This window comes from Kribbella pratensis (assembly GCF_004365355.1).
Classification (GTDB): domain Bacteria; phylum Actinomycetota; class Actinomycetes; order Propionibacteriales; family Kribbellaceae; genus Kribbella.
Genome location: NZ_SODP01000002.1, coordinates 1542152 through 1560657 on the forward strand (window position 1 = coordinate 1542152; position 18506 = coordinate 1560657).

The 18506-nt window shown below is 67.9% G+C and carries 15 protein-coding genes; 9 read left to right on the top strand and 6 right to left on the bottom strand.

Annotation, left to right across the window (positions count from 1 at the left end):
• Nucleotides 1–339: 339 nt before the first annotated feature.
• The gene (locus tag EV653_RS24110) at nt 340–1137 is read left to right on the top strand and encodes an HAD family hydrolase (RefSeq protein WP_238160024.1); all 798 of its coding nucleotides are present in this window, start codon (nt 340–342) and stop codon (nt 1135–1137) included.
• A gap of 270 nt (nt 1138–1407) precedes the next feature.
• Here EV653_RS24110 and EV653_RS24115 read toward each other — a convergent pair whose 3' ends face one another.
• Complete coding sequence (locus tag EV653_RS24115; RefSeq protein WP_134105956.1) at nt 1408–2181, bottom strand: Fic family protein; 774 nt, start codon at nt 2179–2181, stop codon at nt 1408–1410.
• 24 nt (nt 2182–2205) lie between these two features.
• On the opposite strand from EV653_RS24115, the gene EV653_RS24120 reads away from it, so the two are divergent.
• The 4 genes from EV653_RS24120 (at nt 2206) to EV653_RS24135 (ending at nt 8285) form a co-directional block, all read left to right on the top strand.
• Complete coding sequence (locus tag EV653_RS24120) at nt 2206–4428, top strand: bifunctional glycosyltransferase/CDP-glycerol:glycerophosphate glycerophosphotransferase (protein WP_134105957.1); 2223 nt, start codon at nt 2206–2208, stop codon at nt 4426–4428.
• A gap of 129 nt (nt 4429–4557) precedes the next feature.
• The gene (argS, locus tag EV653_RS24125; RefSeq protein WP_134106746.1) at nt 4558–6228 is read left to right on the top strand and encodes an arginine--tRNA ligase; all 1671 of its coding nucleotides are present in this window, start codon (nt 4558–4560) and stop codon (nt 6226–6228) included.
• Between the two features lie 16 nt (nt 6229–6244).
• Nucleotides 6245–7273 carry an alpha/beta hydrolase gene (locus EV653_RS24130; RefSeq protein WP_134105958.1) on the top strand — a complete coding sequence of 343 codons (1029 nt, stop codon included), beginning with the start codon at nt 6245–6247 and terminating at the stop codon, nt 7271–7273.
• 40 nt (nt 7274–7313) lie between these two features.
• Nucleotides 7314–8285, top strand: coding sequence for a GNAT family N-acetyltransferase (locus EV653_RS24135; RefSeq protein WP_134105959.1), 972 nt, complete (start codon nt 7314–7316; stop codon nt 8283–8285).
• On the opposite strand, the gene EV653_RS24140 is transcribed toward EV653_RS24135, so the two are convergent.
• Entirely contained in the window at nt 8260–9651 is a 1392-nt protein-coding gene (locus EV653_RS24140) for an FAD-binding oxidoreductase (protein ID WP_134105960.1), read from the bottom strand. The genes EV653_RS24135 and EV653_RS24140 overlap by 26 nt on opposite strands.
• A gap of 153 nt (nt 9652–9804) precedes the next feature.
• On the opposite strand from EV653_RS24140, the gene EV653_RS24145 reads away from it, so the two are divergent.
• Nucleotides 9805–11010, top strand: a complete 1206-nt coding sequence (locus EV653_RS24145) for a DUF2786 domain-containing protein (protein ID WP_238160029.1) — start codon at nt 9805–9807, stop codon at nt 11008–11010.
• On the top strand, nt 11007–11525 hold the full coding sequence (locus EV653_RS24150; protein ID WP_238160031.1) for a dTDP-4-dehydrorhamnose 3,5-epimerase family protein: 519 nt from the start codon (nt 11007–11009) through the stop codon (nt 11523–11525). Before EV653_RS24145 ends, EV653_RS24150 begins: the two co-directional genes overlap by 4 nt.
• Here EV653_RS24150 and EV653_RS24155 read toward each other — a convergent pair.
• Nucleotides 11485–12084, bottom strand: a complete 600-nt coding sequence (locus tag EV653_RS24155; protein WP_134105962.1) for a TetR/AcrR family transcriptional regulator — start codon at nt 12082–12084, stop codon at nt 11485–11487. The genes EV653_RS24150 and EV653_RS24155 overlap by 41 nt on opposite strands.
• 124 nt (nt 12085–12208) lie before the next feature.
• Here EV653_RS24155 and EV653_RS24160 point away from each other — a divergent pair, with 124 nt between their 5' ends.
• Nucleotides 12209–13702: an MFS transporter gene (locus EV653_RS24160; protein WP_134105963.1), complete on the top strand. Its 1494-nt coding sequence runs from the start codon at nt 12209–12211 to the stop codon at nt 13700–13702.
• Here EV653_RS24160 and EV653_RS24165 read toward each other — a convergent pair.
• The 3 genes from EV653_RS24165 to EV653_RS24175 are packed head-to-tail and all read right to left on the bottom strand — an operon-like array spanning nt 13666 to nt 15906.
• On the bottom strand, nt 13666–14412 hold the full coding sequence (locus tag EV653_RS24165) for an SDR family NAD(P)-dependent oxidoreductase (RefSeq protein WP_134105964.1): 747 nt from the start codon (nt 14410–14412) through the stop codon (nt 13666–13668). The two genes, EV653_RS24160 and EV653_RS24165, sit on opposite strands and share 37 nt — an antisense overlap.
• A complete protein-coding gene (locus tag EV653_RS24170; protein ID WP_238160033.1) occupies nt 14405–15658 on the bottom strand; it encodes an AMP-binding protein in 1254 nt (417 codons plus the stop codon). Before EV653_RS24170 ends, EV653_RS24165 begins: the two co-directional genes overlap by 8 nt.
• On the bottom strand, nt 15655–15906 hold the full coding sequence (locus EV653_RS24175; protein ID WP_134105965.1) for a phosphopantetheine-binding protein: 252 nt from the start codon (nt 15904–15906) through the stop codon (nt 15655–15657). The genes EV653_RS24170 and EV653_RS24175 overlap by 4 nt, the downstream gene beginning before the upstream one ends.
• Nucleotides 15907–16079: 173 nt before the next feature.
• Here EV653_RS24175 and EV653_RS24180 point away from each other — a divergent pair, with 173 nt between their 5' ends.
• Nucleotides 16080–18506, top strand: a complete 2427-nt coding sequence (locus EV653_RS24180) for a hypothetical protein (protein WP_202871805.1) — start codon at nt 16080–16082, stop codon at nt 18504–18506.

Genomic DNA, 18506 nt, shown 5'->3' on the forward strand with positions numbered 1-18506 from the left:
GAGAATCTTTACGCTTACTTGGCTGAAGGGAGAAAGGCGACGGCCCCCGGCGGGGGGGTGACCGGGGGCCGTCTTCGGCCACGGGCTCGGGGGGAGGAGCCGGGGGCCGTTCAGGAGGCGACAGTCTGCCACTGTCAGGAGGTATGTACCCCCCGAGATCGGGCTTCACACATCTCAGTTCAATTTCGACTGAACGTCTGTTGCCCGAGCGCTGGTCGCGCCCGAACGGGCGCTTCCGGCCAGTGTCACTGTCACACTGCCGACCAGTCTAACGGGATACCGGCCCACACAAAAGCCCGGGTCCCTCGGCGTTTCGCGCAGCTGCCTATGCTCGGTCCCATGGCGGACCCCGGGACGGCTCGATCGGCGGCCTTCTTCGATCTGGACAAGACCATTCTGGCGCGCTCCAGCACGCTCGCGTTCTCCCGGCCGTTCTACGCGGGTGGGCTGATCAACCGCCGGACCGTGCTGCGCAGTGCGTACGCCCAGTTCGTCTACCTGCTCGGCGGCGCCGACCACGACCAGATGGAGCGGATGCGCGAGTACATCTCCGCCATGTGCACCGGCTGGGACGTCGCGACGGTCAAGGCGATCGTCGCCGACACCCTGGACCACATCGTCCGGCCGATGATCCACACCGAGGCCGTCGAGCTGATCGCGCAGCACCACGCGGCCGGCCGGGACGTGGTGATCGTGTCGTCGTCCGGCGCGGAGGTGGTCGAACCGATCGGCAAGATGCTCGGCGCCGACAAGGTGATCGCCACTCGGATGGTGGTTGCCGATGGCAAGTACACCGGCGAGATCGCTGACTACGCCTACGGTCCGAACAAGGTGACCGCGATCGAGGCGCTGGCCGCTGCCGAGGGTTACGACCTCGCAACCTCCTACGGTTACTCGGATTCGATCACCGACGAGCCCCTGCTGGCCGCGGTCGGGCACCCGTTCGCGGTCAACCCGGACAAGGCGTTGCGCCGCATCGCGGTCCAGCGCGGGTGGCCGGTGCTGGAGTTCGCCGAGCCCGTCGAGCGCGCGGGTTTTCCCGGCGTACGGCGACGTGCCGTAGCCGCCGGCGTGGTCGCGGCCGTTGCCGCCGGGGCACTGTTGCTAGCCTCCCGCCGGCGCTCCCGGAGTGTTTGAAAGCTGAAGAGAGCTTCATTGTTCTCAACTCCATGAAGGCGCCGCATCCCCTTCCCAGAAAGGGGTTTCAGGAGTACAAAGGAAGCACAAAGGACTTTCGGGTCCGGTAGAGATTGCACGGCAACCAGGCACCCACGCGGCGACCAGCCCATCCCAAACGGGCAGCGCGACCCAGGCCAGTCCTGTGGCGGCAAACCGGTGCACGCATGGTAACCAGGGTGTTGTGCCAGCGACGGCGTTCTCAATCGAGAACGCCGTCCGCATGTGAGCTCAGGACACGAGCGGGGACAGCTCGGCACCTTTTGTCACGACTTCGCAGGACCGCAGCAACCAATCACGAACTCCGGTCAATCCTTGCACTGCGTAGTCGGTCAGGCCGCTCGCATACGATGCCTGCAACACATAGTGACCACCTTCGGGTACCGTCACCGCGACCGGGTCGATGCCTCGGGCAACCAATAGGCAGCGTTCGGCGGCCCGGGCAACCAGTCCGTTCGCGCTCGGGAACGGGCGGAGAACCGCGAGCTCGGCGTGCACGATCGCGGCCACGACCAGCCCGGGCGCCTTGGTCGGGCGGGTCAGGTTCTGCGCGAGAGCGCTCAACCGCTCCCACATCTCGTCCGCGCCCGGCGCCGGCGGCAGCCCGGGGATGTCGTCGGGCACCGGCTCCCGACTGGTCCGAAGATGGCCCAACTGGTCCTCGTCGCTCAGATCGGCCGCGGCCAACTGGTGCAGTCTGGTCCAGACCTGCACCGGCGCCTTGTCCAGCTGCGGCGCGAGTGCCATCAGTTCACCGGTCAGCCGGACCGCGCCGGAGGCCAGCCCGTCGGCAGCGCCCTGGCGTACCTCGTCCGGTGTCGACGTACTGCCGGCCAGGGCGGCGGACGCGTGGGCGCCGCGCAGCAGAGCCTCGGCTGTCATGTCCGAACCGACCCGGCGCAACCCCCGGTCCCGGAGCAGTACGTCGACCGCATCCCGGGCCGCAGCCGCCGCCGACCCGACCCCCTCCAGCCCAGCCAACGGCTCGAACACATCAGTACTCATGCGTGCAGCCTAGGATGACGTCGTATGGCGCTCGGCACCGTCCCCAGGTTCAGCATTGTGGTCCCCTGCCATGCCTCGCGGGCGTGGTTGCGGCCGTGCTTGGACTCTGTGCTGAGCCAGTCGTTCACCGACTTCGAGGTGATCGGCGTCGACGACGCGGACCCGGACGGCTCCGGCCGGATCCTGGACGAGTACGCCGCGGCCGACCCGCGGGTCCGGGCGCTGCACCTGGACGAGAACATCGGGCTCGGGCTGACCCGGAACGCCGGGCTGAAGGAGTGCCGCGGCGAGTACGTGCTGTTCCTGGACGCCGATGACACCTACACGCCGGGCTCGCTGGACGCGATCGCCACCCGGATCGACAACACCAACCAGCCGGACATCGTGCTGTTCGGCTACGAGCGGATCTTCTGGGACGGGCGGGTGGTCGCGAGCCAGCGCCAGGAGGCGTTCGCGCGGGAGGGGGCCGGGGTGTTCACCGCGGCCGAGCGGCCGATCTTCCTGACCTTCCTCGAGGTGGTCTGGAACAAGGCGTACCGGCGGGAGTTCCTCACCCGGCACAGCTTCGCGTTCACCTCCGGCTTCTACGAGGACGCGCCCTGGACGTACTCGACGATGCTGACCGCCGAGCGGATCGCCACCCTGGACCGGGTCGTCGTGCACTACCGGCAGCACCGGACCGGCGGCAACATCCACGCCACCAGCGGGCGCCGCCAGTGGGACATCTTCGACCAGTACGACCGGGTGCACGCGTTCATCCAGTCCGACCCTGACCTGGCCGGCTGGCGCCGGTTCGCGTTCGACCGGTCGCTGGACCACATCGTCGCCGTACTCGCGAAGCCGGAGCGGATCGACCCCGACGACCGGGCCGAGTTCTTCCACGCGGCCCACGCGTTCGCCAAGCGCTGGAAGCCCGAGGGCTACACCACGGACCGGACGGCGCGCGGATTCAAGCGCTGGTTGCTGATCCACGACGACTACGCGACCTACTCGACGCTGAAGCTCAGCTCGCGGATGCTGCACGGCCAGAGTCCGCGCAAGACGGTCCGCAAGATGCTGCGCCGCAGCAAGCTCGACCCGAACCTGGCCGCGTACACGGCGTACTGGTTCAAGCAGTACGCCTGCAACCCGCGGGCGATCTACGAGAAGGCGGCCGAGCTCGCGCCGCACATCCGCGGGGTCTGGGTGGTCGACAACGATCACCTGAGCGCGATCCCGGAGGGCGTCGAGTACGTCGTCGCGGACTCCCCGGCGTACGAGAAGCTGCTCAGCAAGGCGACGTACTTCATCAGCAACATGAACTGGCCGAAGGAGGTCGAGAAGCGCGAAGGCCAGATCCACCTGCAGACCCAGCACGGTACGCCGCTGAAGACCATGGGCACCGATCTGCGCAACTTCCCGCAGGCGGCGAAGGACCTCGACCTCGAGGAGCTGATGCGCCAGGTCGACCGCTGGGACTTCAACCTCTCCTCGAACCGGTACTCCTCGGAGATCTGGGAGCGCACCTACCCGGCGTACTTCGAGGAGCTCGAGTACGGCTATCCGCGCAACGACCGCCTGCTCACCGCGACCCTCGACGACGTCCGGGCGATCCGGGCCGAGCTGGGCTTCGACGACTCGCACCTGGTCATCCTCTACGCGCCGACCTTCCGCGACGGGGTCGACTCGGTCCGCCTGCCGACCGGGTTGAAGGACCTCGGCGGGACCGGTCTCCAGCTCGACCCGGGCCAGCTGGCCGGCGCGGCCGGCGACCACGGCCGGGTGCTCGTGCGGACGCACTATTCGTTGTCCACGGCACCGGAATCGCACGACGGCAAGGTGCTCGACGTGTCCCGGCATCCGCGGGTCGAGGACCTGCTGCTGGCCGCCGACGTACTGATCTCGGACTACTCGTCGATCACCTTCGACTACGCGAACCTCGACCGGCCGATCATGCTGCACGTCGAGGACCAGGGGTTCTACAACAGCCGGCGCGGGACGTACTTCGACGTCGCCGACTTCCCGCCCGGGGTGGTGACGCGATCGTCCGACGAGCTGTTCGCCGCGTTGCGGAACGGCACCTTCGCGACGCCGGAGGCGGCCAAGCACCGGCACCTCTACCGGGAGAAGTTCTGCGAGTTCGACGACGGCCAGGCGGCCGAGCGCGTCGTACGGCGGGTCTTCCTGGGCGAGACCGACGTCCCCGCGATCGTGCCATTGGCCGACCGGTCACCGGCGCCCTCGGCGTACTTCGTGCATAATGGCTGACATGTCGATCAGCCTGAAGCCGTCCCACGCCCTGCGCGTGAGCTTCAGCCTGCGACGACGACGCACTGTCTGAACACCCCAGCCTGTTCCAGTCGCGTCTCTTCGAAGGACCCTGTTATGTCCGCAGTTCTGCCTGTCCTTGCCACCAGACTGTCCGCTGCCGCCGAGGCCGCCTTCGGCACGCCCTACGACCCGGAGTTGCGGGCGGCCACCAAGCCCGAGTTCGGCCACTACCAGAGCAATCTGGCCCTGCGGATCGGCAACTCGCTCAAACAGCCGCCGCGGGATGTCGCGGCACGCCTGCTGCAAGAGCTGAACCTCGACGACCTCTGCGAACAGCCAACCATCGCCGGGCCCGGATTCATCAACCTGACGCTGCTGCAGTCCACCCTGGCCAAGGCTGTCAACGAGCCGGAATCCTTTACCAGCAACGGGCAACGGGTCGTCGTCGACTATTCGCAGCCGAACGTCGCGAAGCAGATGCACGTCGGCCATCTCCGGTCGACGGTGATCGGCGACGCACTGTGCAACGTGCTGACGTACGTCGGGTACGAGGTGATCCGGCAGAACCACGTCGGCGACTGGGGAACGCAGTACGGGATGATGATCGAGCAGCTGCTCGAGGAGGGCGGGACCGCGGAATCCCTTGATCTGGAGGGATTGCAGCACCTGTACGAGCGGAGCCGGAAACACTTCGATGCTGATGGCAACTTCGCCGACAAGGCCAGGCTGCGGGTCGTCAAGCTACAGTCCGGCGATCCGGAGACCCTCGCCGGCTGGCAACACATGGTCGACGTCTCCCTGGACGACTTCGAGAAGGTCTACGCCCTACTCGGATCGAACCTCGCAAGAGAAGACGTAGTCGGTGAAAGCGCCTACAACGACGGCCTCCCACAGGTCGTCGCCGACCTCGATCACCAGGGCCTCCTGACCGAGTCCGACGGCGCCATGTGCGCCTTCCTCCCCGGATTTCTTGGCCGCGACGGCAGTCCGCTCCCTGTGATCGTCCGGAAGTCCGACAGCGGATTCGGCTACAGCGCAACCGATCTGGCCGCGATCAGACACCGGATCAACACCCTCCACGCCGACCGGATCGTGTACGTCGTGGACCACCGGCAGGCGCTGCACTTCGACATGATCTTCACGCTGGCCCGAGCGGCCGGCTGGCTGCCGGAGACCGTGCCGGCCGAGCACGTGGAGTTCGGCACCGTCCTCGGGCCGAACGGAAAGCCCTTCAAAACGAGAGCCGGCGGCACGGTCAAGCTGGTCGAACTACTGGACAGCGCAGTCGCCCGGGCCGACTCTCTGCTGGAAGGCCGGGACGGAGTCGACCGGACAGCGACCGCGCGGGCAGTCGGCATCGGCGCCGTCAAGTACGCGGACCTGTCGAGCGACCGGGGTAACGACTACGTGTTCGACCTGGACCGGATGGTCGCGATGACCGGCAACACCGGACCGTACCTCCAGTACGCGCACGCCCGGCTCACCAGACTCCTGTCCAAAGCTGAGACGGCAACAGAGGTCACCGAGCTCAAGGACCCCGCCGAGCAGCGGCTGGCCCTCCTCCTGACCGGCTTCGCGGCCACCGTCGCGCAGGTCGCCGAGACGCTCCAGCCACACAGACTATGCACCTATCTGTACGACGTAGCGTCCGCTCTCTCCATCTTCTACGAGCAGTGCCCGGTTCTCAGCAGCGAAGGCACGACCAGAGCAAGCCGGATCGCCCTCTGCGCTGCAACCCGCGCCGTGTTGCAGGATGGACTCGGCCTGCTCGGTATCGAGGCCCCTGACGCGATGTGACTCACTGGAGGTACGGATGCTGCCGTGGTCGGCCGAGCTGAACGGACGCTTGGAACAACTGACGTTCACCAGCGAACTGCTGCGCGGGAACCCGCTCGGCGATCCGCACGAGCGCCCGGTGCTGGTCTACCTGCCGCCGGGGTACGACGAGTCGGAGGACCGCTACCCGTCGATCTACGTGACGATGGGCTACACCGGACACGTCGGGATGTGGTTCAACCGGACTCCGTTCCGCCAGCCGTACCCGGAGTTGCTGGACGCGATGTTCGCGGACGAGAGCGTGCCGCGGGCGGTAGTGGTGTTCGTCGACTCCTGGACGAAGTACGGCGGCAGCCAGTGCCTCGACTCGCCGGGCACCGGGCAATACCAGTCGTATCTGTGCGACGAGATCGTGCCGTGGATCGACTCGACGTACCGGACCGTGGCCGACCGCGACCACCGCGCTGTGACGGGCAAGTCGAGTGGTGGGTACACGGCTATGGTGACGCCGTTGCTGCGGCCGGATGTGTTCGGGGCACTCGCCACCCACGCCGGTGACGCGCTCTTCGACGTCTGCTACCGGCCGGAGTTCCCGGAGCGTGCGCGGACGCTGCGGGACAAGTACGACGGCAGCTACGAGAAGTACTTCGAGGTGCTGGCGACCCGGACCGGCCGTACGACGAACGAGGACCTGCACCTGCTGGAGATGTACGGCTACGCGTCGGCGTACTCCGCTGAGCCCGACGGCACGGTACTACTGCCGTTCGACGACCTCGGGTCGATCGTCCCGGACGTCTGGGCGCGCTGGCTGTCGCGGGACCCGGTGGAGATGGTCAAGGAGCCGCAGTACGCCGATGCACTGCGCTCGCTCCGCGCGGTGTGGATCGACGCGGGCAAGCAGGACGAGTACTACCTCGACCTGGGCGCGACCGCGTTCCACCGGGCCGCGCAGCAGGCCGGTCTGCCGGACGAACGGATGCACTTCGAGCTGTTCGAGGGCACGCACGGCGGGATCGAGTACCGCTACCCGATGGCGGTGCGGTGGCTCGCCGAACAGCTGAGCTAATTGACGTGCCTCGACCCTCCGGACGCCGTACCTTCGTGCCATGAAGTGGCCGGAGGGGATCGAGGCGCGCCCGATCGACAAGGATGACGTCGAGGCGTGGGCGGAGCTCGTCGCCGCCAAGGAAGAGGTCGACCAGGACGGCGAGAACTACAGCGCCGAGGACCTGGCCGAGCAGCTGGAGCACCCGCACCTGGACCTGGCCCACGACACGATCGGCCTGTGGTCCGGCGACCGGATGATCGGCTACGGCATCGCGCATGTGAAGTCCGCCGTGGTGGACGTGGACCGGGTCAATGTCGAGGGCACCATCCACCCTGAATGGCGCCGGCGGGGCCTCGGCACGATGCTGATGCGCTGGCTGATCCAGCGCGCCGGCGAACTGCACACCGCCAAACACCCGGAAGCCCCCGGTCAGGTCGGCGTGGGCGCGAGCAGCGCCAATGCCGGCGCGGACCGGATGCTGCGCAACCTCGGATTCGAGGAGGAGCGCTACTTCTTCGACATGCGCCGGCCGCTCGACCAGCCGATCCCGGACGCGCCGGTCGCCGGCGGGCTCAAGCTGAGGTCGTACGACACATCGTACGAGGAAGCGTTGCGGCTGGCCCACTACGAGGCCTTCTCCGACCACTGGGGCTGGACGCCGCCCACCACAGAGGGCTGGCGAGCCAGGAACGTCGGATCACGTGCTTTCCGCGGCCAGCAGTCGTACTACGTCCTGGACGGCGACGTCGTGGCGGCGTACGCCAACGCCTACGAGTGGGACGCCGACACCGAGGTGACGGGGGTCCGGGAGCTGTACATCGGCCAGGTCGGCACCCGGCGGGCGTACCGCGGACGCGGACTGGCCCGCGCGGCCCTGGCGAAGGTGCTCGCCAAGGCCGCAGAGGCCGGGTACCAGCGGGCCGCGCTCGGAGTCGACGCCGACAACCCGACCGGAGCCCTCGGTCTGTACGAGCGCCTCGGCTTCGTCACTCACCAGAAGTTCATCAGCTACCAGCTGCCGCTGGGTTGATGTTCTGGTTCCGGTGGAACACGTTGTCCGGGTCGTACTTCCGCTTCAGCTCCACCAGCCGGTCGTACTTGTCGCCGTACGACGCCCGGATCCGCGCCTCCTCGGGCTCTGCCATACCGTTCACGTAGCTGCCGATGCTGATCGCATGCGGCTGCATGGCGTCCCAGAACGACCGTGCCCACGCCCGCTCCGGCTCCAGCGCTTCGAGGACCGGCGTGGTCGCGATCACGAACATCGCATAGCGTTCGCCCCGCTGTCCGCTGAACGCCGTGGCGTCGTCCGGCGTCTCGAGGTAGCCCTGGTCGAGGTGATAGAACATCGTCGCCGACATCGGCGACGTCTTCCGGGGGACCTGGTCGGTGATCACGTCGATCGCCGCGTCGGTCAGCGCCTCGAGGTACGTGCCCTTCTCGTAGTGGAACGCACCCCACGCGTTCGGCTCGTCGAGCAGTTGCTGTACGGCGGCGTACGGCATCGGGGTGGCGAACTCGAACAGCGGCGGCACCAGCCCACGGATCCGGGCCATCGCCTCGGCATGCTGCTCCGGCGACCCGAAGCCAACCATCACGAGCGCGTAGCCGAGCTTGAAGTGATGCTCCGCCGGGACGAACGGCGCAGGTGGCGCGTTCAGGCAGGCGATCACCACGTTGACCTCGCGGGGCAGCGCCGGGATCACGTCGCGCGCCGCGCGCAGCATTTCGGAACCCTGCTCCTGGCCCCAGAACGCGATGCCGTAGTTCACGATCGGTCCGACCCGGTGCAACCGGAACTCGAACTCGGTGACGACCCCGAAGTTGCCGCCGCCACCACGGACGGCCCAGAACAGGTCGGCGTTCTCGTCCTCGGCGGCACGCAGGATGCTGCCGTCGGCGGTGACGACCTGGATCGACTCCAGGTTGTCGATGCTGAGTCCGTGCATCCGGGTCAGGAGCCCCATACCGCCGCCGAGCGTGAGCCCGCCGACGCCGGTGTGGCTGACGATGCCCGCCGGTACCGCGAGACCGTGCTCCTGCGTAGCGCCGTCGAGATCCCGCAGCAGCGCTCCGCCGCCAACGCGAGCACGCCGCGCCTCGGGATCGACAGCGACCTGGTTGAGCCGGCTCAGGTCGATCATCAGACCACCGTCCACCGACGACAGTCCTGCCATGTTGTGGCCGCCGCCGCGGACGGCAATCTCCAGTCCCTCCGCCACCGCGTACCGAACGGCGGCCTGGACGTCCTCGGCCGAATGCACCTGGGCGATCACAGCCGGCTCCCGGACGTGCTCGGCATTCCACAACCGCCGAGCCTCGTCGTACCCCGCGTCCTCCGGTGCGAACACGGTCCCGCTCAACGCCGTGCGCAGTTCCCCCACCGTCAACGTCATTCCAGTCCCCTCCCCGATGTGTTGCCGCCGGGCCAGGTGCCCGGCTTCGCTTGTCAGCGTTCTTTCGGGCAGCCTGCAGACTCGCCGGGGTTATCCACAAGGGAACGGATTCCCGGTTGGGCAGGAACTTCGCTGGGTGTCAGACTCGTCGGCGTGAGTGACGAGGAAATCCTGCAATTGTTACCGATCACGGCTGCCGTCGTGGCGATGCGCGACGATCGCGCCGACGAACACCTGGCCCGACTGGGCGCGTACGACGAGCGCGACCAGGCGCAGGTGGACCGTTGTGTGCAGGCGTTCCTCACCGGACTGCTCCGCACCACCTGGGAGCGCGGCTGGGCGCCGGCCGACGTCGTCCAGCACGGCCGCCGCAGCCTGGATCCCGGCGTCGAGCCGCTGCTGCTGGCCGCGATCGCCGCCGAACACGTGGGCTACAAGGCCGCGACGATCGACTCCCGCTGGCTCGAACAACTGAGTGACCTCGGCGTCCCGCAGCCGTTCACCGAGCTGAGCCTGACGGCGTGGGCCGCCGGTGCTCGCGTCGGCCGCTACCTCACCTTGCACCACGCGCTGTCCCTGGCCGGTTTCCTCCAAACGCTCCCGGTCCTGGCGCGGATCTTTCCACTGCCCGGTACGACGGTCCGCCAGCCGCACCATGTCGTGCCGGCGAACGGGAAGATGCTGGCGCGGATTCGTGCGCTGCTCGCCAAGGCGGAGGCGACCGAGTTTCCGGATGAGGCCGAGGCGCTGTCGGGGAAGGCGCAGGAGTTGATGGCCAAGTTCTCGCTGGACAGTGCGCTGGTCGAGGCGGACGTGGAGCTCCCGGACGACTCAGCTGCCCGGCGGCTGTGGGTCGAGACGCCGTACGTGTCGGCCAAGGCGCAACTGGTCGGCGCGGTCGCGTCGGCAAACCGGTGCCGGACGGTAGTGATCGACGACCTGGCTGTGGTCACGATCGTCGGCGCGGAGGTTGATCTGCAGCACACGGAGATCCTCAGCACCTCGCTGCTCGTGCAGGCGAACCGGGCAATGATTGCCGCTGGCAAGCACATCGGTCATCGGGGTGAGTCCAGGACGCGCTCGTTCCGGCAGTCGTTCCTGATGGCGTATGCGTTGCGGATCGGCGAACGGCTGGAGCAGACCGCGGCCGCGACGCAGGCCGCCGTACCGGAAGCGGATGCGGGTCGTCTGCTGCCGGTGCTGGCCAAGCGGGAGGAGCAGGTGGACGCGCTGTTCACGCAGCTGTTCCCGAACACGACGACCCGGCGGACGCGGATCACCAACGGCGCGGGATGGCACGCGGGCCTGACCGCCGCCGACCAGGCCCAGCTCGACGCCCGCCGGCAGGTGCGGAGGTGAAGATCGAGGAGACCACAATCCCTGGAGTACTGCGGATCGAGCTCGAGGTGAAGCCCAACCACGACGGGTGGTTCAAGGAGAACTTCCACCGCGAGAAGCTGGCCGAGCTCGGGATGGACGTCGTACAGCACAACGTCGCGTACTTCGCCGAAGCCGGGATCGTCCGTGGCATCCACGCCGAGCCGTGGGACAAGTACATGTCGCCGTCATCGGGTCGGGTGTTCGCGGCGATCGTCGACCTGCGGGACAACGAGACCTTCGGCCGGGTGGAGACGTTCGAGCTCGGTCCGGAGCAGGCGTTGTACGTGCCGCGCGAGGTCGGGAATTCGTTCTGCACGGTGACGCCGCACACGACGTACAACTTCCTGGTGAACGAGCACTGGTCGCCGGAGCGGGTGGCCGTGGATCTGTTCGACCCGGAGCTGGCGATCGAGTGGCCGGTCCGGGAGCTCAACTACACCGAGCGGGACGCTGCTAACCCTTCGCTGGAGAAGCTGCGGCAGCAGCGGGTCTGAGCCCGCACAACACGATGTCGAGCAGGCGGTTGGCCTGCTCGGGCTCGATGTCGCGGCCCATGTTGATGCCGCCGACCAGCCGCATCACGTCGGCCAGGTCGAGCTCCGCCCGCACCTCGCCGGCCGCTTTCGCCTTGTCCAGCAGAAGATTCCCGGCCTCCTGCACGTTCACCTTGCAGGCCTTGAAGAACGGCGAATCTTTGCCCAGGGCAACCGTAAGCTCGCTGGCCAGCGTGCCCTTGGACAAGCCGTACCCGAGGAAGCTGCGCAGCCACGCGGCCAGCGCGTCGAACGGCTCCAACTCACGGTCGAAGTCGTACGCCCGGTCGCAGACCGACTGGATCTCCTCGACGTAGACGGCCTCGAGCAGCGCGGTCCGGCTCGGGAACCGCCGGTACAACGTGCCGATGCCGACTCCGGCGCGGCGGGCGATCTCCTCCAGCGAGCTGTCGGTGCCGTGCTCGGCGAAGGTTTCCCGGGCGGCCGTCACCAGGCGGTCGTAGTTCCGGGCCGCGTCCGCACGGGTCGGCCGCGTGCACGGCAGCGGTTGCGGCGCCATCCAACCTCCTCGCACGGGTCTGTTCAGAATATCGCTTGCAAAGCGGAGGATGCCTCCGTATCGTATCCGGAGGAGCGCTCCGCTTTCCTCTCACAACTGTAACCCCCTCGGGGTAAGGAGCAACATGTCGGCAACAGCCGCGGCGCCGGCCGGCGCCAGATCCGGCACGCCCGCTCGGCGGCCGGGGGTAGTACTCGCAGTCATCCTGGTCACCCAGCTGATGGTGATCCTCGACGGCACCGTGGTGAACATCGCGATGCCGCATATCCAGCAGGCCCTGCACTTCAGCCCGTCCAGCCTGTCGTGGGTGCAGAACGCCTACGCACTCGCGTTCGGCGGTCTCCTGCTCCTCGGCGCCCGCGCCGGTGACCTGCTCGGCCGCCGCCGGGTGTTCATCACCGGTATCAGTGTCTTCACGCTCGCCTCGCTGCTCGGCGGTCTCGCGCCGAACGCGGAGCTGCTGCTCGCCGCCCGGGTCCTGCAGGGCATCGGTGGCGCCATCGCCGCTCCGGCCGCGCTGACGCTGCTCATGCTCACGTACCGCGAAGGTCCCGAGCGGATGAAAGCACTCGGCTACTACAGCCTCGTCTCGTCCGGCGGCGGCAGCGTCGGCCTGGTCCTCGGGGGCATGCTGACCGAGTGGGCGTCCTGGCGCTGGGGCCTGTTCGTGAACGTCCCGATCGGTATCGCGCTGGTCTTCGCCGCGCGACGCGTGCTGACCGAGACCGAGCCTGAGACCGGTCGCTTCGACGTGGCCGGTGCGCTCACGTCGACGCTCGGCATCACGTCACTCGTCTACGGCTTCATCCGCGTCGCCGAGGCCGGCTGGACGTCGGCCGAAGTACTGGCAGCCTTCGCGGCCGGCGTGGTGCTGCTGGTCTCGTTCGTACTGATCGAGCGCCGGGTCAGCCACCCGATCGTGCCGCTGCGGCTGTTCAAGTCCGCCGCCCGGTCGACGTCGTACCTGACCATGCTGCTCGTCGTCGGGACGATGTTCGGGATGTTCTTCTTCCTGACGCAGTACCTGCAGGGCGTGCTCGCGCTGAGCCCGCTGTCGGCCGGCCTGGCCTTCCTGCCGATGACCGGTCTGCTGTTCACCGCGTCGCGCGTCGTACCGCGGCTGGTCGCACGGATCGACGGCGCGAAGCTGATGCTGGCCGGATCGACGCTGGTCGTACTGGGCACGGTGTGGCTGACGCGACTGGACGCGCACAGCACCTACCTGCACGACGTGGTCGGTCCGCTGCTGCTGTTCGGCGGCGGTGCCGGGATGATCTTCATCCCGCTGGTCGGCCGGGCCATCTCCGGTGTCGCACCGCAGGACTCGGGCGCCGCGTCGGGCATGCTGAACGTGGTCCAGCAGGTCGGCGGCGCACTGGGCCTCGGCATCCTGGTCACGATCTTCGGTACGGCGAGCCGCAACTCGACCTCCGTCGTACCGCGGGAGGTCCTGGTCGACGGGGTCCACGCAGCCTTCATCGGCGCACTGGTGTACGCCGGACTCAGCCTGACCATGATCGTGATCAGCGTCCGTCCGTGGAACTGGTTCCGCACCGAACCGGCGCCGGTCGAGAGCCTGACTCAGATGGAGGCGGCGCCGTCCACGACCAGCACCTGACCGTTGATGTTCGTGTTCTCCAGCAGGAGCATGCGGACGACCGGCAGCACGTCCTCCGGCTCGGTCAGGTGGCCGGTCGGAGTACGGCGGACGATCTGGTCGAGCTGGGTCTGACCTAGGACCGCGGACATCTCCGAGGCGAAGAAGCCCGGCGCGACCGAGTTGGCGAGGATGCGGCCACCGAGCTCACGAGCGAGTGAGCGGGTGGCCGCATCCATACCGCCCTTGGTGGCCGAGTACGCCACGAGGCCGGGATAGCCGCGTTGCGCGCAGATCGAGGTGATGTTGACGATCCGGCCCTTCAGACCCTTGGCGAGCATCCGGCGCAGGACGAAACGGGTCAGGATCAACGGCGACGTCAGGTTGGTCTGGATGATCTCGGCCAGGTGGTCGGCGGACGTGTGGACGTGCAGCGAGTCCTGACCGATCGCCGCATTGTTGACCAAGGCATCGATCGGCCCGAGGACCTCTTCGACCTGTTTGACGAAGGCCTGACCGGCTTTGGCGTCGTTGACGTCGACCGAGCCGTAGTGCAGGTGGTCCGGGTACTTCTCGCCGAGCGCTCTCAGCTCCGGCGTGACGGTCCGGGCGAAGGCGGCGACCTTCAGGCCGGCCGCAAGCAGGTCGGTGACGATCGCCAGGCCGAGACCGCGCGAGCCGCCCGACACCAGCACGACCGTGGCCGGCGGGACAAGACTGACTTCAGACATCACTCTTCAGGGTTTCCTTCTGCGGGATCTCGTCGAGGAACTTGATCCTTCTGGGTACGCCGTAGTCGGGCAGGCGGGTCGAGCACCACTGCACCAGGTCGGCATCCGTGATCGGGCCGAGCGCGCGGTTCGGGACGACCTCGGCCGCGACCATCCGGCCGACCAGCGGTGCCTTGCGCGCGAACACCCGCGCCCACGAAACACCCGGATGACCCATCAGCACGTTGCGGACCACGCCCGCTGACACCTTGGATCCGCCGACATTGATCTCGTCGGTGTCCAGCCGCCCGGTGATCAGCACGCGGTCGCCGTCGTACTCGACCCTGTCGCCGGTGTGTACGGCGCCGACCAGGCCCGCGCCGTGGTGCGGCGAGCGGATCACCAGCTCGTCGCCCTCGACACTCAGCACCGGACGCTCCGGATCGGGCTCGCGGTCCAGCCAGGACTTGGGGAACCCGGCCTTGCCGTCGTGCACAACGATCGAGGCGCCGACCTCGGAGGACGCGTAGATCCAGGAGATCCGTGCCTTCGGGAAGACCTCGCGCAGCTGGTCGAGGATCGCTTGGTCGACCGGCTCGCCGCCGAGCGTGATCTGCTCCAGCGGTACGGCGGCGAGTGCGTCGGCGTCCCGGTAGATGGCCTGCCGCCAGAACGTCGGCGTACCCGAGGCTGCTGTGACGCCGTGCTCGGCCGCGACCGCCGGCCATTCCTCGAGCTCATTGGGCTCGATCACGACCAGGCCTTGGTCGGCCTGGGTCAGCGAGAGCGTGACGACCTGCCACCAGGCGTACGTCCCGGGCGAGTACGGCAGCAACCAGGTGCGTGGCGGTTGATCCCCGGTGACCGTGGTCAGGGATTCGAGGGTGTGGCCGATGCGCTTCGGACGACCGGTCGAGCCGGACGTGAGGAGCCAGGCACGACCGGACTCCTCGACGCGCTTCAGCCTGGCCGGCGTCACTGCCCCATCGGGCAGGACGATGGCGAAACCGGACTCGCCCAGCTCCTCGCGCATCCGCAGATCCACCCGGGACTGGGTCGCGACCAGCAGCTCAGTGCCGTGGACGGCGTGGTGCCGAACGGCAGCGAGCGCGTCGGCGCCGCTGTCGACCAGGACCGCTGCGGGCGAAGGCAGTTGCGGCAGCTTGTGCAGCGTCCGCCAGGTCAGGCGCTTACCGGCGACGACGACAGTGTTGTCGTCACCGATCAGGGCGGTGGTCCGGCGGCGGCTGGTCACGGCGGCCGTCACGCGGACTGGAGCTGCTCGATGAAATCCAGTACGTCGCCGACCGTCGCGATCCGGCGCAGCCCAGGGGCGTCGAAGTTCAGCTCGTCGCCGAGCTCGTCCTCCACCCGGAGGGCCAACTCGGAGAAGTCCAGTGATCGGAAGCCGATCTCGCGGAGATCCGCTGTGTCGTCGGCCGGCAATGACCGGCCCTGGGCCGTCATTACCTCACCCATCATCTCCCTGACCCGACCCCGCGCCACCGAACTCATAGTCCCGAAGCCTAGCGGGTCACCATCGAGCACCCAGGCTGTCAACCGTTTGACCATCGGGACCTCCCGGCGACTGAGCGGTGTGGGAGGTTACTGAGTGTAAATGCGATCTTCACCGTGGTAAACGGCTCACCGGCCACGAACGCGACTCGTCGGACTCATACACTTGCGCGATGATCAGAGCGGGCAGGCGCCGTACTGCGGGACGCGGCAAGCCGATCGCGGGGCGGGGTAAGCGGATCGCGGCCTTCGCGAGCCTGCCCGTCCTGCCGCTGGCCTGGTTCGTGGCGCTGCAGGAGCATCCGCCCTGGATGCCCGCGGCGTACCTGGCTTATCTCCTGATCGTGATCGTCGTACCGGGCACGATGTTCTGGCGCCGGCTGACCGGCGGTGTCGGGTGGTTCTCGGCCGATATCGTCCTGGGTACCGCGTTCGGCCTGGCCGTCGAGGCGCTGGTCTACCCGATCGGGATGCTGTTCAAGATGCCGTTCGCGGCGTTGCTGATGCCGGCGCTGGCGCTCGGGGTGTGGCGAGCATTACCGCGACTCAAGCTGCCCGAGCGGCCGACACCGTGGTGGGCGATCGCCGGTGCGATGGTCGCGGTCGGGGTCGCGGCCGCGTGGTTCGTGCGCGTCGGCTCGCGGCTCATTCCGCTCAACGGATCGCAGGCGCTGCGGCCCGACTCGGACGCACCGCACAGCCTCGCGCTGGCGGGTGAAGTGACGCACCATTTCCCGCCGCGCGTCCCGTACGCCGATGGCGACTGGCTGACGAGCCACTGGACGGCGTACGACCACATCGCGTCCGCCCACTGGATCACGAGTGTTCCGCTCGACGTACTCACGCATCGGATGGTGCCGTTCGCGTGGATCCTGCTGACGGTGCTGGGTGCGGCCGCGGTCGGGATGATGCTGACTGGTCGTGCCGTTGCCGCACCGATCGCTGCAGGGCTCGTGGTGGCCGCAGGCGACCTGGTTGCCTGGCCGTGGGCGGTGTCCGACCGGGTGTTCGCGGACGGGCCGTTTTCCCTCGGACAGCTGACCAATCCGCCGCAGGCGTTCTCCACGGTGTTGCTGCTGCCGCTGATCGCGGTCACGACGTTGCTTCTGCGGCGTCAGTCGGCCAGGACGCGCGGTGAGTTGTTTCGGCTCTTCGTTGCAGCAGGTGTCCTCATTGCTGCGCTGGCGTTGACGAAAGCGACCGCACTGCCTGTCTACGCGACCGGTCTGGCCGTTGCGTGGATCTATCTGACGGTCCGGGCCGGCCGGCTCAATCTGCGTGCTCTCGTGCTCGGCGTGAGCGTCGCGACGGCGTATGCGTTGACGTTCTTCTTCGTACTGCGTGGCGCCGCGTCGAGCGTGCGGTTCGATCCGGGGGCGACCTTCGACAGCCTGGCGGATCGAATGGGCGGTGGGTCCGCTGTCCCGGTGATCGCTGCGGTCGTTGTGGTCGGGTGGGTCATGCCGGTGGTCGGTGCGCTGCTGATCAAGCCTCGGTTGGCGCACGACCCGATGCTGGTCTTCCTGGTCGGCGGATTCGTCGCGGCGCTGCTGGGTGCGTCGCTGTTGGCGGATCGCGGTGACACGCAACTGTTCTTCATTCGGACCGGGTTCATGTTCGGCGTACTGCTTGCGACCTGGGGGCTTGGGTCACTGGAGCGGCGGCAGTACTGGATTGCTGCGGTTGCGTTGGTGATCGGCGTCGCAGCCATCTATTGGGGTCGTTATCGCTCGGACAAGTCGTGCACGTCGGCGAGCTGCTTCGGACAGGGCCTCGTTGTCGCACTGGTGATCGCTGCGATCGGCATCGGCGTCTTCGGGCTGGTACTGCGCGGCTCTCGGCGTACCTGGGCTGTCATCGCCGTGGGAGCTCTGGTCGGTACGACGGTGTCGCCGACGGTGGCGTCCGTACGGAAGTTCGCCGGCCCGCCGTTGACGTCGTACGAGTCGATCGCGCCGGGCGGGATCGAGGCGGCGCGGTTCATCCGGCGCAACTCCGGGTCGGACGACCGGATCGCCACCAACGTGCACTGCCACCAGGCGAGAGCGTCACACTGTCAGATCGGCTCGTACTGGATCGCCGGCTACGCCGAGCGGCACGTGCTGGTGGAGGGGTGGGCGTACCAGGCCAGGGTCGACGACACGTATCCCGCCGGCGTGCAGGGGCCCTATGCGGACCAGGAGCGGCTGCAGCTGAACGACGAGGTATTCAGCAACCCCACCCGCCAGGTGATCGAGACGCTGCGCACGAAGTACGACGTGCAGTGGTTGCTGCTCGACGACCGCGTCAGTGCACCACCGAAGAACCTGGACAAGCTGACCGAGCTCAGGTTCCAGCTGGGCAGTGTCCGCGTCTACCAGATCTATCCCCCACCACCGGAGACCCCGTTCCCGACCCGAACGCCCTCACCCACCGGCAGCCCAGGCCCGACCCCCACTTCCCCAACCAGCCCGACCAACAGCCAGTCACCAGGTCAAACCCAACCGACCCAGCCCTTCCCAACCGGCAGCCTGCCGACGGCCAGCGTGCCGACCGCCAGCCTCCCCACAGGCTCGGCCCCGACGCAACAACCGACCTCGCCGGGACCCACGAGCCCGTAG